The organism is Kutzneria sp. CA-103260 (assembly GCF_018263855.1).
Taxonomy (GTDB): domain Bacteria; phylum Actinomycetota; class Actinomycetes; order Mycobacteriales; family Pseudonocardiaceae; genus Kutzneria.
Window position 1 is genome coordinate 8,972,214 of the sequence record NZ_CP073318.1, and the last position, 15,755, is coordinate 8,987,968.

A 15,755-nucleotide genomic window follows, 5' to 3' on the forward strand; every position below is an offset into this window, starting at 1 on the left:
CCGGCTCACTCGGGTATGCTTTGACTTGAGCGGAACAGACTCAACTTTTCTGACGTTGAAGCTAGTGTCCCCGAGTCTCGCCCGAAGGTGGGAGATGAACCAGTTCAACCCGACCACGAAGACGCAGCAGGCGGTGTCCGAGGCGGCCCAGGCCGCGACGATGGCCGGTAACCCCGACATCACGCCCGTGCACCTGCTCGCCGCGCTGCTGGCCCAGGGCGACGGTCTGACCGCCCCGCTGCTCACCGCGGTCGGGGCCGATCCGGCGCAGGTGCGCGCCGAGTTGGAGAAGCTCGCGCACTCGCTGCCGTCGGCGACCGGCGCCACCATGTCCGCCCCGCAGCTGTCCCGCGACGGCCTGCGGGTGATCACGCACGCCCAGCGGCTGGCCACCGAGATGGGCGACGAGTACGTGTCCACCGAGCACCTGCTGGTGGGGCTGGCCGCCGAGGGCGGGCAGGTCGCCGACCTGCTGCGCCGGCACGGCGCCACCCCGGACGCGCTGCGGGAGGCCTTCACCAAGGTCCGCGGCTCGGCCCGGATCACCAGCCCGGACCCGGAGGGCACCTTCCAGGCGCTGGAGAAGTACGGCGTCGACCTGACCCAGCGCGCCCGTGACGGCGAGCTCGACCCGGTGATCGGCCGCGACGCCGAGATCCGCCGTGTCGTGCAGGTGCTGTCCCGGCGCACCAAGAACAACCCGGTGCTGATCGGCGAGCCCGGCGTCGGCAAGACCGCCATCGTCGAGGGCCTGGCCCAGCGCATCGTCGCCGGCGACGTGCCGGAGTCGCTGCGCGGCAAGCGGGTCATCTCGCTCGACCTGGGCTCCATGGTCGCCGGCGCGAAGTTCCGCGGTGAGTTCGAGGAGCGGCTCAAGGCCGTGCTCAAGGAGATCACCGACTCCGCCGGTCAGGTCATCACCTTCATCGACGAGCTGCACACCATCGTCGGCGCCGGCGCGACCGGCGAGGGCGCGATGGACGCCGGCAACATGATCAAGCCCATGCTGGCCCGCGGCGAGCTGCGCATGGTCGGCGCGACCACGCTGGACGAGTACCGCCAGCACATCGAGAAGGACCCCGCGCTGGAGCGCCGGTTCCAGCAGGTGCTGGTGGGCGAGCCGAGCGTGGAGGACACCATCGGCATCCTGCGCGGCCTCAAGGAGCGCTACGAGGTGCACCACGGTGTCCGCATCACCGACACCGCGCTGGTGGCCGCCGCGACCCTGTCCGACCGGTACATCACCGCCCGCTTCCTCCCGGACAAGGCCATCGACCTGGTCGACGAGGCCGCGTCCCGGCTGCGGATGGAGATCGACTCCCGGCCGGTGGAGATCGACGAGGTGGAGCGGGCCGTGCGCCGTCTCGAGATCGAGGAGATGGCTCTGGAGAAGGAGTCCGACCAGGCCTCCAAGGACCGGCTGGACACGCTGCGGGCCGAGCTGGCCGAGAAGCGCGAGCAGCTGTCCGCGCTGACCGCCCGGTGGCAGAACGAGAAGGGCTCCATCGAGAAGGTCCGCGAGCTCAAGGAGCAGCTGGAGCAGCTGCGCGGCGAGTCCGAGCGGGCCGAGCGGGACAGCGACCTGGGCCGCGCCGCCGAGCTGCGCTACGGCCGCATCCCGGCGCTGGAGAAGGACCTGGCCGCGGCCACCGCGAACACGCCCAGTGGCGACGTGATGCTCAAGGAGGAGGTCGGCCCGGACGACGTGGCCGACGTGGTCAGCGCGTGGACCGGCATCCCGGCCGGGCGGCTGCTCGAAGGTGAGACGGCCAAGCTGCTGCGGATGGAGGACGAGCTGAGCCGGCGGGTCGTCGGCCAGGCCGAGGCGGTCCGCGTGGTGTCCGACGCGGTGCGCCGGACCCGGGCCGGCGTGGCCGACCCGGACCGTCCCACCGGCTCGTTCCTGTTCCTCGGCCCCACCGGCGTGGGCAAGACCGAGCTGGCCAAGGCGCTGGCCGAGTTCCTGTTCGACGACGAGCGGGCGATGATCCGCATCGACATGAGCGAGTACGCCGAGAAGCACTCGGTGGCCCGCCTGGTCGGCGCCCCGCCCGGCTACGTCGGCTACGACCAGGGCGGCCAGCTGACCGAGGCGGTGCGCCGCCGGCCCTACTCGGTGGTGCTGCTCGACGAGGTCGAGAAGGCGCACCCGGACGTGTTCGACGTGCTGCTGCAGGTGCTGGACGACGGTCGGCTGACCGACGGCCAGGGCCGCACGGTGGACTTCCGCAACACGATCCTGGTGCTCACCTCCAACCTCGGCTCGCAGGCCATCGCCGACCCGGTGCTGACCGAGCGGCAGCGCAAGGACGCGGTGCTCTCGACCGTGCAGCGGCACTTCAAGCCGGAGTTCCTCAACCGGCTGGACGACCTGGTGGTCTTCCACGCGCTGGCCACCGAGGAGCTCACCTCGATCGTGGACATCCAGGTCGACCGGCTGGGCAAGCGGCTGGCCCAGCGCCGGCTGACGCTGGAGGTCTCGCCGGCCGCCCGCGACTGGCTGGCGCTCAACGGGTTCGACCCGGTCTACGGCGCCCGCCCGCTGCGCCGCCTGGTGCAGTCCTCGATCGGCGACCAGCTGGCCAAGGAGCTGCTGGCCGGCGAGATCCGGGACGGCGACACCGTGCTGGTCGACGTGGTGGAGGACAACTCCGGCCTGATGGTCGGGCGGTCCCTCACCAGCTGACCGGCAGCTCCCGCAGCGCCCGGACGATCATGCCGTCCTTCCAGACGAGCTGGTCGTCCGGGACCGCGACCTGGAGTTTCGGGAATCTGGCCAACACCGAGCGCAACGCCAGGCGCAGCTCGGTGTTGGCCAGATGCGCGCCCAGGCAGTAGTGCGGGCCGTAGGTGAAGCTGAGGTGGTCGTCGGCGTTGGCCCTGGTCACGTCGAACACGTTGGGGTTCTCGAAGGCCTCGGGGTCGCGGTTGGGCATGTGCGGCGGCAGCGTCACCGTGTCGCCGGCCCTGATCAGCTGGCCGCCCAGCTCCACGTCCTCGACCGCGGTCCGCGGCAGGTCCGCGTTCGAGAACTTCACGTAGCGCATGATCTCGTGCACGGCGCCCGGCACCAGGTCCAGATCGGCCTTGAGCTTGTCGAACTGCTCGGGGTGCCGGGACAGCGTGACGATGCCGTTGGCCAGCTGGTTGACCGTGGTCTCGTGGCCGGCGACCAGCAGCGACTGGAGGTTGATCACCAGCTCGGCGTGGCTGAGCCGGTCGCCCTCGTCGCGGGCCTGCACCAGCGCGGTGGTCACGTCCTCGGCCAGGTTGGCCCGCTTGTGCTCGATCAACTCGTTCAGGTACGCCTGCAGGTCGTCCTGGGCGGCCAGGATCTGCTCGGGCGAATACAGGTAGACCGCCATCAGCTTCTCGGCCCAGTCACGCATCCGGGTGACGTCCATGTCCGGCACGCCCATCAGCTCGCAGATGACCTTGATCGGCAGCGGGGCGGCGAACAGCCCCAGCAGGTCGGCCGGCGCGCCGTGCGCCTCGACGTCGTCCAGCAGCTGGTCGATGATCCGCTGCACGGTCGGCGCGAAGGCGTCCACCCGGCGCGGCGTGAAGGCCTTGGCCATCAGCCGGCGGACCCGGGTGTGGTTGGGCGCGTCCTGGTTGGACAGCACGTCCGGGGCGTCGCTGGCGGTGCTGGACTTCGGCGTCGCAGCGGTCATCGCGGCCTCGCGGCTGAATCTCGGGTCGGTCATCACCTGGCGCGCCGCCTGGTAGCCGAGCACCAGCCAGCCCTCCGGGCCGTCGGCCCCGAACCGGACCCGGGCCACCGGGCCCCTGGCCAGCAGGTCGAGGGCGGCCGGGTCGGTGTCGAGCGACTGCGGCGTGCCGAACGGGATGACGGGGAGGCCCATGGTTACTCCTTCTCGGGAGAACTGACCCACTAGTGATCTTCGTAATCGGCCGGGCGGCCGCTACCCTGCCTGTTGTGATACCTGCGTGGGTCTGGTTCACGGCGTTCGTCGTTCTGGCAGTGGCGGGGCTGGCACTGCTGGCGACAGACCGTGCCCAGCGCACCGCTCGTAACCGAGAGCGACGGCGCTGGGCGGGGCTGCGCGGCTGGCAGTTCGCCGAGACAGACCACGTGCTGCCCACCCGCTGGCACCACGGGGCCATCGCCTACTACGGCAGCGGGGTGGCCCGCGACGTGGTCGCCGGGTCCACGTTCACCGCGGACGGACGCCGCCAGGTGTACGTGCTCGACCTGGAGAACGGCGGCAAGGTCAACTCCGTGCTGGTCGGCATCCGGTGTCGGCGGACCCACCCGGTAGTCGTCGAGCTGTGGCTGCCCAGCGTGCCCTTCCAGCGGGAACAGATGCCGGACCTGCTCGGCCCGGTCGGCCAGCGCTACGCCTTCGTGTCCGACCTGACCGCCGCCCGGATGCTCATCACGCCCGATCTGGTGGAGGCGGCCGAGGAGATCGGCGGCGACGTCACCGTGGTCTGGCTGGAGGAGGACTGGGTGCTGGCCGCCGCGCCGCCCGGGGCCACCCCGGCCCGGCTGGAGCGGCTGCTGCGCGACGTCGGCGAGCTGGCCGACGTGGTCGACCCTTTCGAGGCCGACACGCCCAGTGACGAGCCTTCGGACGACAACCCCGGCGGCGAGGTCTACCGGCCCTCGTTCGGCGGCCGCAACCCGGCCTGAGGCCGAGGCCGAAGGATACGGCCGGGGCTGACTCGCCGGTAACGTTCGAGGCATGGCCACATGTCTCGTCACCGGAGCCACCTCCGGCATCGGCGCCGCCTTCGTGCGGCGGTTCGCCGCCGACGGCGACCGCCTCGTGCTCGTCGCCCGCACCACGTCCCGGCTTCAGGAGCAGGCCGCGGAGCTCAAGCGCCGCTACGGCGTGGAGTCCGAGGTGCTGCCGGCCGACCTGGCCACCGTCGAGGGGCGGGCGGCCGTCGAGGCCCGGCTGCGGGACGCCGCGCGGCCGGTCGACGTGGTGGTCAACAACGCCGGCTTCGGCACCTCCGGCGAGTTCTGGACCTCCGACGTCGAGGACATGCAGAAGCAGTTGGACGTCAATGTCACGGCGGTGATGCGCTTCACCCACGCCGCCCTGGAAACGATGGTGTCGCGTGGGGCCGGCGTGATCATCAACGTGTCGAGCGTGGCCGGTTTCATGCCCGGCCGCGGCTCCACCTACTCGGCCAGCAAGGCCTACGTCACCTCGTTCACCGAGGGGCTGTCCATCGCGCTGACCGGCTCCGGCGTGCGGCTGATCGCGCTGGCCCCCGGCTTCGTGCACACCGAGTTCCACGAGCGGGCCGGCATCGACATGACCAAGACCTCCGAACTGTGGTGGCTGGACGCCGATCAGGTCGTCAGCGAGTGCCTGGCCGATCTGGGCCAGGGCAAGTCGGTCAGCATTCCCGGCCTCCAGTACAAGGCGGTCGTCGGGCTGTCACGGCTGGTCCCGCGCGGATTGGTGCGCCGCATCGCCGGGCGGGTCGCCGCCGGCCGCGGCCGAACATGAGAAGGTGTGGACCCGTGCGAGTGGAATCTCCGGCGAAGTCCGAACTGGCCCGTCTTGTCTCCGAGCTTGCCGTCGTGCACGGCCGTGTCACCCTGTCCTCCGGCAAGGAGGCCGACTACTACGTCGACCTGCGGCGCGCGACGCTGCACCACGCGGCGGCGCCGCTGATCGGCAAGCTGCTGCGGCAGCTCACCTCCGACTGGGACTACGTCGCCGCCGGCGGTCTCACCCTCGGCGCCGACCCGGTGGCCTGCGCGATGATGCACGCCGCCGCGGGCGAGGGCGCGGTGCTGGACGCCTTCGTGGTGCGCAAGGAGACCAAGACCCACGGCATGCAGCGGCGGATCGAGGGCATCGAGGTCGCCGGGCAGCGGGTGCTCGCCGTCGAGGACACTTCCACCACTGGCGGCAGCGTGCTGACCGCTGTGGAGGCGTTGCGCGAGGCCGGTGCGACAGTGGTCGGCGTGGCGACGGTTGTGGACCGCGACACCGGGGTACGTGAAGCCATCGCGGAGGCCGGCCTGCCCTACCGGTACCTTCTCGATCTCGCGGATCTCGGTCTGTAGGAGGCGTCCTTGGTCACTGCCCTGTGTGTGGTGGTGGTCCTGCTGCTCATCGCGCTCGCCGTCACGTTGAGCCACAACCGGTTCACCGCGCAGCGGGTGGCGGTCGAACGGACCTGGCGGCGGGTCGACGCCGAGTTGCAGCGCCGGCACGACCTGATCGGTGGCCTGGTCGCGGTGACCAAGGCGGGCGGCGTGAACGTGAGCAAGATCGTGCAGGCGCGGTCGCAGGCGATGGCCAGCCGGGGCGCGGGGCCGGAGGCGCAGGGACGGGCCGAGCAGATGCTCAACCAGGAGCTGACCAGCTTCCTGGCCGACCTGCCGGCGGGGCTGCGGGCGGGGCGGGACTTCGGGCTGTTGTGGGATCGGATGGGTGAGAGCGACGAGCGGGTGGCGGCGGAGTCGCGTGGCTACAACAACAGCGTGCACGCGTTGAACAACCGGATCGTCGCCTTTCCCAGCAACATCGTGGCCGGCGCGACCAAGGTGGCCCGGGCGCAGTACTTCCTGCCGGGCGGTCGAACCCGGTGACCGAGGAGGAGCTGGGCCCGACCGAGTGGGTCGCGGCCGGAACCGAGGTGGGCGTCGGGCCGTGGCCGGGGCCATGGCCCGACGACGACCGCTACGACCCGGATCTGCTGGCCGAGGGCGACCGGCGCAACGTGGTCGACCACTACCGGTACTGGCGGCGCGAGGAGATCGTCGCCGACCTGGACCGGCGCCGGCACCCGTTCCACGTCGCCATCGAGAACTTCCAGCACGACCACAACATCGGCACCGTGGTGCGGACCGCCAACGCCTTCGCCGCCCGGGCCGTGCACATCGTCGGGCGGCGGCGGTGGAACCGGCGCGGGGCCATGGTCACCGACCGGTACCAGCACCTGCACCACCACGAGGACGTCGAGTCGCTGGTGGCGTTCGCCCGGGCGGAGCGGCTGGAGATCATCGCCGTGGACAACACTCCCGGGTCGGTGCCGGTCGAGACCTGTGCCCTGCCACGGGCCTGTGTGCTGCTGTTCGGCCAGGAGGGGCCCGGGCTTTCCGCCGCCGCGCAGGCCTCCGCCGACCTGGTCGTGTCGATCGCCCAGTTCGGGTCCACCCGGTCCATCAACGCCGGGGTCGCCGCCGGCATCGTGATGCACACGTGGGTGGCGCAACACGCCGACCTTCATACGTCCTGGTGACAGCCGCGTCACCGGAATCGATCAAGTGCGCACCATGAGGCGGTGACGGACACCCCCGCGTTGTGGGCCGCACGGGCGGCCATGGCCGAACGGGCCGTGCGGACCAGACATCTGCGACGGCTGTGGGGACTTCCCGGCACCAGAATCGCCGTCACCGGCTGGCCCGCCGGGGGCCGCCGGTTCCATGCGTCCTGGCACTACTGGTGGCAGGCGCACCTGCTCGACTGTCTGATCGACGCCCAGCTGCGCGCGCCGGCGCCGGCTCGGCGACGTGACATCGAGCAGCTCGTCGACACCATCCGGCTGCGCAACGGGCGGCGCTGGCTCAACCGCTACTACGACGACATCGCCTGGCTCGGGCTGGCGCTGTGGCGGGCCGGTGAGGAGCTCGACCTGCGGCGGCCCGACGCCCTCGAGGAGATCCGGCAGCGGCTGCGGGCCGGCTGGACCGACCATGGCGGCGGCGGAATCTGGTGGCGCACCAAGGACAATCTCAAGAACGTGCCGGCCAACGGCCCGGCCGCGATGCTGTTCACCCGCCTCGGCGACCGGATCGACCTCCAGCGGGCGATGTCCATTGTGGACTGGATCGACGAGTGGCTGGTCGACCCGGACACCGGGCTCGTGCTCGACGGGCTGCGGGTCGACCCCGACGGCGAGGTCTCCGGCGTCGTCGAGTGGATTTTCACCTACTGCCAAGGCGTTTTCATCGGCGCCTGCGTCGAGCTGTGGCTGGCCACCGGCAACCAGCTCTACGCCTCACTGGCCCGCCGGACCGTGCTCGCCGTCGCCGAACACCTCGTCGGCGAGGGCGGTGTGCTGCCCGGCAACGGCGGTGGCGACGGCGGTCTGTTCGCCGGCATCCTCGCCCGCTACCTGGCCCAGGCGGCCGTCGTCCTCGGTGACAAGGAGGCCGCCCAGATTGTCTACCTGTCGGCCGACTCCGCCTGGCGCAACCGTTTCGAGGCCCGCGGCGGGCCGCTGTTCGGCCCCGAGTGGGTCATGCCGGCCACCAGCGGCCGCCACCGTCCCGAACGGGATCTCTCGGTGCAGCTGTCGGGCTGGATGCTCCTGGAAGCGGCGGCGGTCCTGGAGCGCAACGAGGTGCATCCCCACTTCACCTGACGCGAAACGAAGGGCGGTCCCTGGCACCAGGGGGGAGGGGTGCCAGGGACCACGACATCAGTTTAGCGGTCCACTGCCCGTGGTTGCCACTGTCCGCGCTATCGGCCGGCTGTCTGAGTCGACTCGTCCAGAACACCGCTGGTCAGCGCGCCGGCGCGATACACCGCCCGCACGTCCAGGATCGACGTCAGGTCGCGCTGGACGTCACCGGCCACCACCAAGACGTCCGCGTCGTAGCCGGCGGCGATCCTGCCCTTCCGGCCGCCGACCCCGCAGGACTCCGCGGCCAGGCTGGTGGCGGCGACGAGGGCTTCGGTGTTGGTGTGCTCCAACAAGGTGCTGAACTCGAGAATGCCGTACGGCAGGCAGTCATGGGTCTTGAGCGGGCCCACGCCGGCGTCGGAGGAGCAGACCAGCTTCACGCCTTCCCGGTGCATGCGGGCGAAGTTCGTGCGCACCCGCAGGGTCGTGCCCTGCACCGGCTCCGCCGGCGGCCGCCGGGCGGTGGTGGTGCCGACGAAAACACCGCGCTCGGCCAGCGCCGCCACCGTGGCCCAGTCCGGCTCGGCCCGGCGGGGAGTGTCCCCGGTGAGGAAAAAGCCGTGCTCGATCCCGTCGGCGCCGGCCGCGACCGCGTCCGCGATGCCGCCGCCGCCATGGGCGTGCGCGGTGACCAGAGTGCCGGCCTGATGGGCGACTTCGACAACGGCGCGCAGTTCGGCGAGGGTGTACTGCGACTCGTGCAGCGCGGTGCCGGGTGTGGTCGCGCCGCCAGTGGCCATGATCTTGACTGCGTCGACGCCGCGGGCGATCCGCTCCCGCGCGGCCGCCGTGACGCCGTCCAGACCGTCGGCTTCGCCGCCGAGGAACCAGCAGTGCCCGCGCGTGGGCGTGATCGGCGGGCCTGCCACCAGGATCTCCGGCCCCGACGCGTCGGCGGTGAACTGGTCCCGCAGATCCAGCGCCAGGTAGTTCCGGTCGCCGAGGTCGCGCAGCGTGGTGATGCCGGCCCTCAGCGCCTGTTGAGCGTGCCGGCGCATCCGTGCCAGCAGCGCGGCGTCATCGTCGGCCTGCACCTGGTGGAAGGCGTCCTGGGCCGGGTCGAACGCCAGGTGCGTGTGCGCGTCGACGAGACCGGGCAGGATCGTGGCGTCACCGAGGTCCTCGACGGGAATCGAGTCCGCCGGGTCGGCTCCGCTGAGATCGACTGCCTCGATTGTGTTGCCGCGGAACAACACCAGTGGCGACCCCGGGTGGAATCGTTCGCCATCGAACAGACGCGTTGCCCGCAGCCCCCAGAGTTGATCGCTGCCGGCCGACTTGCTGATGTTCACACACACTCCCCAGTGCACCTCGATGATGAGGTTCGATCGATTATAGGACTGGTCACGCGGTCGGCAGGTTCTCGCGCTCGGCCGGCTCGGGACCGGTCGAGCTGATCACCGCGGCCGCGCACCGGCGCACGGCGGCCGAGCGGTTCGCCTTGGCGACCTTGCGCAGCCAGCGCAGCTCGGCGTCGGCGTCCGCGCCGCCGTCGCCGACCAGGTCCAGCGGCACCTCTTCGCGCTCGAATCCCTTGTCGTGTCGGTGCAGCGCCACCTGCAGCCAGCACGCGGTGACGGCCGCCTTCGCGTCCAGGCCGCCCACGTTCTCGCGGGTCAGTTCGCTCTCGATCCGGGCCAACAGCGGTGTGGAGATCCACTCCCGCAGCACGAGCAGACCGTCGCGGATCTCCACAATGCGGCGGTGGTGCCGGAAATCGATGTTCTGAATGCTCAGCAGGTCGGAGATCCGGGACCGCGAGCCCTCCAGCGAGATCTTGGGTTCGGCCTCGCACAGCGGCTTCCACAACGAGTAGAGCCGGTTGCAGTCCCGCCAGACCCCGATCTTCCGGATCAGCGGCGCGGTCACCGACACCGAACAGCCGACGGTGACGAGGATGAAGTAGACCGACGACGTGAACGAGCCGACGTTGATGAAAACCGGATTCGTGGACAGCACCGCGCCGGTGCGGCTGGCGGTGTAGACGAGCATGTCGCTGCTGGCCACGGCGAGCATCAGGACGGCGTAGCGGAGCGTCTTGGTCTGGAGCTTCGGGAGTTGCCGCCAGAACAGCACCGTCGCCCATGCGGACGCCACGGTGATGCACAGCAGGTAGGCGATCCAGTAGACGGTCAGCGGCGTGAACGTCCCCACCGCCGGCAGGAAGCGGTCGCGGGCCGGCGTCGAGTGGGCCAGCGCGGTGAGGAAGGCGGCGGCCATGGTGACGACGGTCAGCACGGCGTAGATCAGCCGCGGTCGCCGCCACGGCGCGAGATCGGGCTTGTCGGCCTTGTCGAGGCGGATCGCGAAGGTGAGGATCGCGGTCACCACGATGACGGAGTTGATCCCCGAGATGAGGCTGACCACCTTGGGGATGCCGATCGCGCTGTTGAGGGCGGCCGCGACGGCGGGGATCTGGATGACCGAGCCGAAGCCCTGGAAGAACAGCGTGAACCAGATGGGCCGCTGCTGCGGCGAGCGCAGCGCGGGCAGCCGGAGCAGCACCACCCCGCAGGACAGGCACATCAGGAAGTACCTGTTGATTTCCTCAAGCATCGTCGACCCCCAGGGCGGACCGCAGCCATCTGTCCTGCGGCTCTGTCGGTGCGGGAAGCAGTGTTCTCGCGCGTTCGCGAATGAGCGTGGCCACCATCTCGGCGCCCTGCTCCTCACGCGTCGTGTAGTCGGTTCGGAACAGGAACTTCTTGGCCGTGTTGATGTCGAGCACGCCGTTCAGGCTGTCCGGGTTGAATCCGCCGCGGGCGCCCGGTGAGTCGTGCCCGCACAGCATGTGCCCGATCTCGTGCAGGATGATGTGGTCACGGTGGTATTCGCTGGTCTGCGGCTCGTAGAAGATGTGGTCCGCTTTTTCCGTCGCGATCCAGGCGCCACAGGCCGCGCCCTGGCCGGACTGTCCGGTCAGCACGTGCAGGTACAGCCGGCGACCGCGCATCTCGGAGATCGCCCGGCACAGCGCCTCGACGGAGAACGGGTTCGGCAGCGGCACCCCGTCCAGGATTCCTTCGCATTCGTTTCGCAGCTTGCGCAGGCTCATCTCACACTCGTCCAAGTGTGGGTCCAGTTGGCATCGATGGAATTGGGTGCAGACCGTCACGGTGTTCCATCGTTGGCGTCGTCCGGGGTGTCGAGTTTTTCGGCCAGGCGGGCTTGTTCTATCATTTCGAGAATGGCCTTCTGGCTGCGTTCCGACAGGCCGTCCGAGCGCAGCGCGATCAGCCGCGCGCCTTCGGTGTCCACCGGGACGAACTTCTTGTCCTCGGTGGCGATGGCATCGTCCAGGAAGTATGTGGTCGGCTTGTTGAAGAACTTGGCGAGAGCCTTGAGTCGCTCTCCGGTCGGATTGTCCCGCTGTCCATTGCGCAGCGCCCACAGGTAGCCGGTGGAGATCTGGTGCCCGGTCTCCTCGCGAATCGAACTGGCGATGGCCGCGTTGCCGGGAATGTGATGTGAGTCCCGCCACCTTTCCTGAATCAGGTAGTTGATCTTATCTTTGAGCCTTGCCGGCGTGTGCGGCTCGGGCGTGCCCATGGGACGCAACCCCTCCTGTCTGATCCAAACGGGTGATGTTTCGCCCGTCGGATGGGCGCTGTGGCGGCCATGATAAGGCGAGATCGGTTGCCGTGACGTGACGTTCCTCTCGGTCAACGACCAGCAGATTGTCGGTTTTTCGAACCGGTTGACAAGCTTCCGGGGGCTGTGCAAGTCTGACCGTAGATCGACGTCCACTAGATTGAACAAACCGGTGGGGGAAATGTTTGGCTGTGGGCAACTATCTTTCTGGTCTCGCCCGTAATCAGGTTCCGTCCTTGGGGGGTCGGGTCAGCCGGCGCGGGTGTCTCGACGCGAGTCTGAACGCTACCCGCCGTGCTGCTTTCAGTCCATGCGCCATTACTGCGATCCGTGCCGCCTGTTGGCCGGTCGTGGTTCGTCCCCGCCTGATGCTCTGAAGTCCTCCCGCCAGAGGCGACTTCAGTGTCGGCCGGCCTCGCGCGCGTCGAGAGGGGATTCTCCGAAACCCGAGTTCGGAGGGAACGCGCGCGGGACCTGCCGTCCGTGCGAGGAAGGCCAGGCCGCCCCGAGGGCCTGGTGATCTGGTTCGCCTCGCGACGTTCGGGCGATCGCCACTAGAGGGGTGTGGCGATCGCCCGGACACCTCCCGTTGACCTCAACCAAGGTCGAGGTTGCATCGTGATCGAAGCAGCCGTCGGGGTGAGGAGTCAGTCGTGATCTTGGTGACCGGAGCGACCGGGAAGGTCGGCGGCAGCGCGCTGACCTCGTTGCTGGACAAGGGTGTTGCCGTGCGCGCCCTGGTCCGTGATCCGCGACTAGCCGCGCTGCCTTCCGGCGTCGACGTCGTGCCCGGCGATCTTGCCGATCCCGCCAGCCTCGGCCCCGCCCTCGACGGTGTCGACTCCGTGTTCCTGGTGTGGCCCACCATCGCCGCCGACCACGCCGCCCCTGCGGTGATCGCTCAGATCGCCCAGCGGGCTCGTCGCGTCGTCTACCTCTCCGCCAACGGCGTCTCCTCGGCTGCCACGGAAGGCATCCTCGGCTCCCACGCCATGATCGAGCGTCTGATCTCGGACGCCGACATCGAGTGGACCTTCTTGCGCCCCACCGGCTTCGCCGCCAACACCCTCGGCTGGGCCGCCGGCATCCGCGCCGACGGCGTCGTCCGCTGGTTCCACCCCGCCGCCCGCCGCTCCTTGATCCACGAGCAGGACATCGCCGCCGTCGCCGCGCTGGCCCTGACCTCCGACCGCCTCCTCGGCCAACGCCCCGTGCTCACCGGGCCCGCCGCGATCAGCCAGCTCGAACAGGCTCACGCCATCGGCCAGGCCATCGGTCGTCCCGTCCGCTTCGAAGAACTCCACGCCGACGCCGTCCGTCGCGAGCTCTTCCCCGGGCTGCCCACTCCTGTCGTCGACGGCCTCCTGGCCGCCCACGCCGCCTTCGTCACGCGGCCCGAGCTGGTCACCGACACCGTCGCCCACCTCGTCGGCCGCTCCGCCCGCACCTTCGCCGAGTGGGCCACCGACCACGCGTCCGACTTCCGCTGACGTCCATCCACAGGAGACCCGCCCGCCTCCGCGTTGTCCACAGGCGACCGTCCATCAAGATCGACTAGCCGTTGTCGCTGGTAGACTGGGCCTGGGACGCCACCCCGGGATAGGGCGGGGGCTGTTTGCGTCAGGCGCAGCCGCAGGACTGGCGGTGCATGAGCTTGGCCGGGAGGCGGACGGTCTGGGGTTCGCGGGACGGATCCTGGATGCGGGCCAGCAGCATGCGGACGGCGGTGCGGCCGATGTCGGCGATGGGCTGGGCCATGGTGGTCAGGGGCGGGTCGACGAGGTCGGCCCATTCGACGTCGTCGTAGCCGACCACGGCCAGGTCGGTGCCGATCTTGAGCTGGCGGCGGCGGGCCTCGTGCAGGACGCCGACCATCATGTTGTTGTTGCCGGCGACGACGGCGGTGGGCGGGGCGGTCAGGGCGAGCAGCTGGGCGAGGGCGACCGCGCCCTGGGCTGAGGAGGACTCGCCGGCGGCGACGAGCTCGGGGTCCCAGGGCAGGCCGGCGCGGCCGAGACCGAGGCGGTAGCCGAGGGTGCGCTCGGACGAGGTGGTGAGGCCGGAGGCGCCGCTGATCATGCCGATGCGCCGGTGTCCGAGTTCGCCGAGGTGCTGCACGAGGGCGGACATGGCCTGGACGTTCTCGGGGCCGACCTGGTCGATGGGCTGGTTGCCGGGCAGGCGGTCGACGAGCACGGTGGGGATGCCCAGCCGCCGCAGCTCGGGCAGCACGGTGGTGACGGCGCCGGGCGAAGGGGTGAGCAGCAGGCCGTCCACCCGGCGGGCCCGCAGCATCCGGACGGAGTACTGCTCGGTTTCGGCCTCGTCGTGGGTGTCGACCAGCAGCAGGGTGTAGCCGGCGGCGGTGGCCTCGCTCTCGATGGCCTGCATGAGCTCGGCGAAGTACGGGTTGGCGACCAGCGAGATGGCCACGCCGAGTGATCGGGTGCCGCCGGTGACCAGGGACCGGGCGATCACGTCGCCGGTGTAGCCGGTCCGGGCCACGGCGTCGAGCACCCGCTCCTTGGTCTCGGCGGCCACGGCCCTGGTCCCGTTGACGACGTGAGAGACCGTCGTGATCGACACGCCGGCCAGCTGAGCGACGTCCTTCATCGTGACCATGGCAGCATTCCTTGCGACGCTTCGTGATCGAAAAAGGTGCAAGCGTTTGCGCAAACGCTTGCTGGTGGACCTTACCCGCAATTAGCTTCGCCGCAACCAGCACCGTCGCTGATCAGGAGGGGCCACCATGAGAATGGGCCTGACGATGGGGGCGCTCGCCGCCATCCTGGCCGTCACCGCCACGGGCTGCACGACGCAACGCTACTGGGGTGGCTCCACCGCGGTCGGCAACAACACGCAGGCGAAGATCGGACTGGTCACCAAGACAGACACCAATCCGTACTTCGTGGCGCTGCGGCAGTCGGCACAGGCCGAGGCGAGCCGGCTCGGGGCGCAGTTCACGGCCCTGGCCGGCAAGTTCGACGGCGACAACGACGGCCAGGTCACGGCCATCGAGAACCTGGTCCAGCGGGGCGTGAACACCATCCTGATCACGCCCAACAGCGCGACCGGCGTGCTCAGCGCGATCAAGCAGGCCCGGGACAAGGGCATCATGGTGATCGCCCTGGACACCGAGACCGACCCGGCCAGCGCGGTGGACGCCACGTACGCGACGGACAACACCGCCGCCGGCCGCCAGGAGGGCCAGTACGTCAAGGCGGTCCTCGGCGACAAGCCGCCGCAGCTGCTGATGCTGGACGGCACGCCCGGATCCACAGTGGACACGCAGCGGCACACCGGGTTCCTGCAGGGGTTCGGGCTCAAGGACGGTGATCCGGCGATCATCGGCCACCAGTCGGTGAACGGCGACCAGAGCCAGGCCCAGCAGGGCATGGAGAACCTGTTGCAGCGGGCCACCACGGTGAACGCCGTCTACACGCTCAACGAGCCGACAGCCCGCGGCGCCTACGCGGCGTTGCAGGCCCGCGGCCTGACCGGCCAGGTGGTGATGGGCTCCATCGACGGCGGCTGCCAGGGCGTGCAGGACGTCAAGGACGGCAAGTACGGCGCGACCGTCATGCAGTTCCCGGCCAAGATGGCGGCGCTGGGGGTGGACGCGGCGGTCGAGTACGCCAAGTCCGGCAAGAAGCCCAGCGGCTTCCAGAACACCGGCTCCATGGTCATCACCGACAAGCCGGTGCCCGGCATCACCTCTCAGGACACCACCTGGGGCCTCAAGAACTGTTGGGGGAAGTGAG

General features: G+C 70.0%; 15 protein-coding genes. 9 read left to right on the forward strand and 6 right to left on the reverse strand.

The genetic code is table 11. The features are described 5' to 3' along the window. Positions 1–94: 94 nt before the first annotated feature. The gene (clpB, locus tag JJ691_RS39750) at positions 95–2,686 is read left to right on the forward strand and encodes an ATP-dependent chaperone ClpB (RefSeq protein ID WP_211764638.1); all 2,592 of its coding nucleotides are present in this window, start codon (positions 95–97) and stop codon (positions 2,684–2,686) included. Here the strand turns inward: clpB and JJ691_RS39755 are convergent. Next, positions 2,676–3,866, reverse strand: coding sequence for a cytochrome P450 (locus JJ691_RS39755; protein ID WP_211764639.1), 1,191 nt, complete (start codon positions 3,864–3,866; stop codon positions 2,676–2,678). The genes clpB and JJ691_RS39755 overlap by 11 nt on opposite strands. A gap of 77 nt (positions 3,867–3,943) precedes the next feature. Between JJ691_RS39755 and JJ691_RS39760 the strand changes: the two genes are divergently transcribed. From JJ691_RS39760 to JJ691_RS39785, 6 genes are all read left to right on the forward strand, one after another. Further along, entirely contained in the window at positions 3,944–4,657 is a 714-nt protein-coding gene (locus JJ691_RS39760; protein ID WP_211772004.1) for a hypothetical protein, read from the forward strand. Between the two features lie 52 nt (positions 4,658–4,709). Further along, complete coding sequence (locus JJ691_RS39765; protein ID WP_211764640.1) at positions 4,710–5,489, forward strand: SDR family NAD(P)-dependent oxidoreductase; 780 nt, start codon at positions 4,710–4,712, stop codon at positions 5,487–5,489. Between the two features lie 14 nt (positions 5,490–5,503). After that, the gene (gene pyrE / locus JJ691_RS39770; protein ID WP_249227308.1) at positions 5,504–6,055 is read left to right on the forward strand and encodes an orotate phosphoribosyltransferase; all 552 of its coding nucleotides are present in this window, start codon (positions 5,504–5,506) and stop codon (positions 6,053–6,055) included. A gap of 9 nt (positions 6,056–6,064) precedes the next feature. Further along, positions 6,065–6,583: a LemA family protein gene (locus JJ691_RS39775; protein WP_211764642.1), complete on the forward strand. Its 519-nt coding sequence runs from the start codon at positions 6,065–6,067 to the stop codon at positions 6,581–6,583. Beyond that, a complete protein-coding gene (locus JJ691_RS39780; protein WP_211764643.1) occupies positions 6,580–7,236 on the forward strand; it encodes a TrmH family RNA methyltransferase in 657 nt (218 codons plus the stop codon). Before JJ691_RS39775 ends, JJ691_RS39780 begins: the two co-directional genes overlap by 4 nt. An 81-nt stretch (positions 7,237–7,317) precedes the next feature. Further along, entirely contained in the window at positions 7,318–8,361 is a 1,044-nt protein-coding gene (locus JJ691_RS39785; protein ID WP_211772005.1) for a glycoside hydrolase family 76 protein, read from the forward strand. Positions 8,362–8,459: 98 nt separating this feature from the next. Here the strand turns inward: JJ691_RS39785 and JJ691_RS39790 are convergent, their stop codons facing one another. Genes JJ691_RS39790 through JJ691_RS39805 form a run of 4 tightly spaced genes read right to left on the reverse strand, consistent with a single transcriptional unit; the run spans position 8,460 to position 11,952 of the window. Further along, positions 8,460–9,695 (reverse strand): amidohydrolase family protein, encoded by a 1,236-nt coding sequence (locus tag JJ691_RS39790; protein WP_249227309.1) that lies wholly within the window; start codon positions 9,693–9,695, stop codon positions 8,460–8,462. A gap of 52 nt (positions 9,696–9,747) precedes the next feature. Next, complete coding sequence (locus tag JJ691_RS39795; protein WP_211764644.1) at positions 9,748–10,959, reverse strand: MAB_1171c family putative transporter; 1,212 nt, start codon at positions 10,957–10,959, stop codon at positions 9,748–9,750. Continuing rightward, positions 10,952–11,458, reverse strand: a complete 507-nt coding sequence (locus JJ691_RS39800) for a hypothetical protein (protein WP_211764645.1) — start codon at positions 11,456–11,458, stop codon at positions 10,952–10,954. The genes JJ691_RS39795 and JJ691_RS39800 overlap by 8 nt, the downstream gene beginning before the upstream one ends. Before the next feature lie 56 nt (positions 11,459–11,514). After that, on the reverse strand, positions 11,515–11,952 hold the full coding sequence (locus JJ691_RS39805) for an XRE family transcriptional regulator (protein WP_211764646.1): 438 nt from the start codon (positions 11,950–11,952) through the stop codon (positions 11,515–11,517). Between the two features lie 695 nt (positions 11,953–12,647). On the opposite strand from JJ691_RS39805, the gene JJ691_RS39810 reads away from it, so the two are divergent. Then, a complete protein-coding gene (locus JJ691_RS39810; RefSeq protein ID WP_211764647.1) occupies positions 12,648–13,484 on the forward strand; it encodes an NmrA family NAD(P)-binding protein in 837 nt (278 codons plus the stop codon). 130 nt (positions 13,485–13,614) lie between these two features. Here the strand turns inward: JJ691_RS39810 and JJ691_RS39815 are convergent, their stop codons facing one another. Next, complete coding sequence (locus JJ691_RS39815) at positions 13,615–14,616, reverse strand: LacI family DNA-binding transcriptional regulator (RefSeq protein WP_211764648.1); 1,002 nt, start codon at positions 14,614–14,616, stop codon at positions 13,615–13,617. A 127-nt stretch (positions 14,617–14,743) separates the two neighbouring features. Between JJ691_RS39815 and JJ691_RS39820 the strand changes: the two genes are divergently transcribed. Continuing rightward, entirely contained in the window at positions 14,744–15,754 is a 1,011-nt protein-coding gene (locus JJ691_RS39820; protein WP_211764649.1) for a substrate-binding domain-containing protein, read from the forward strand. The last annotated feature ends 1 nt before the right edge of the window (position 15,755 follow it).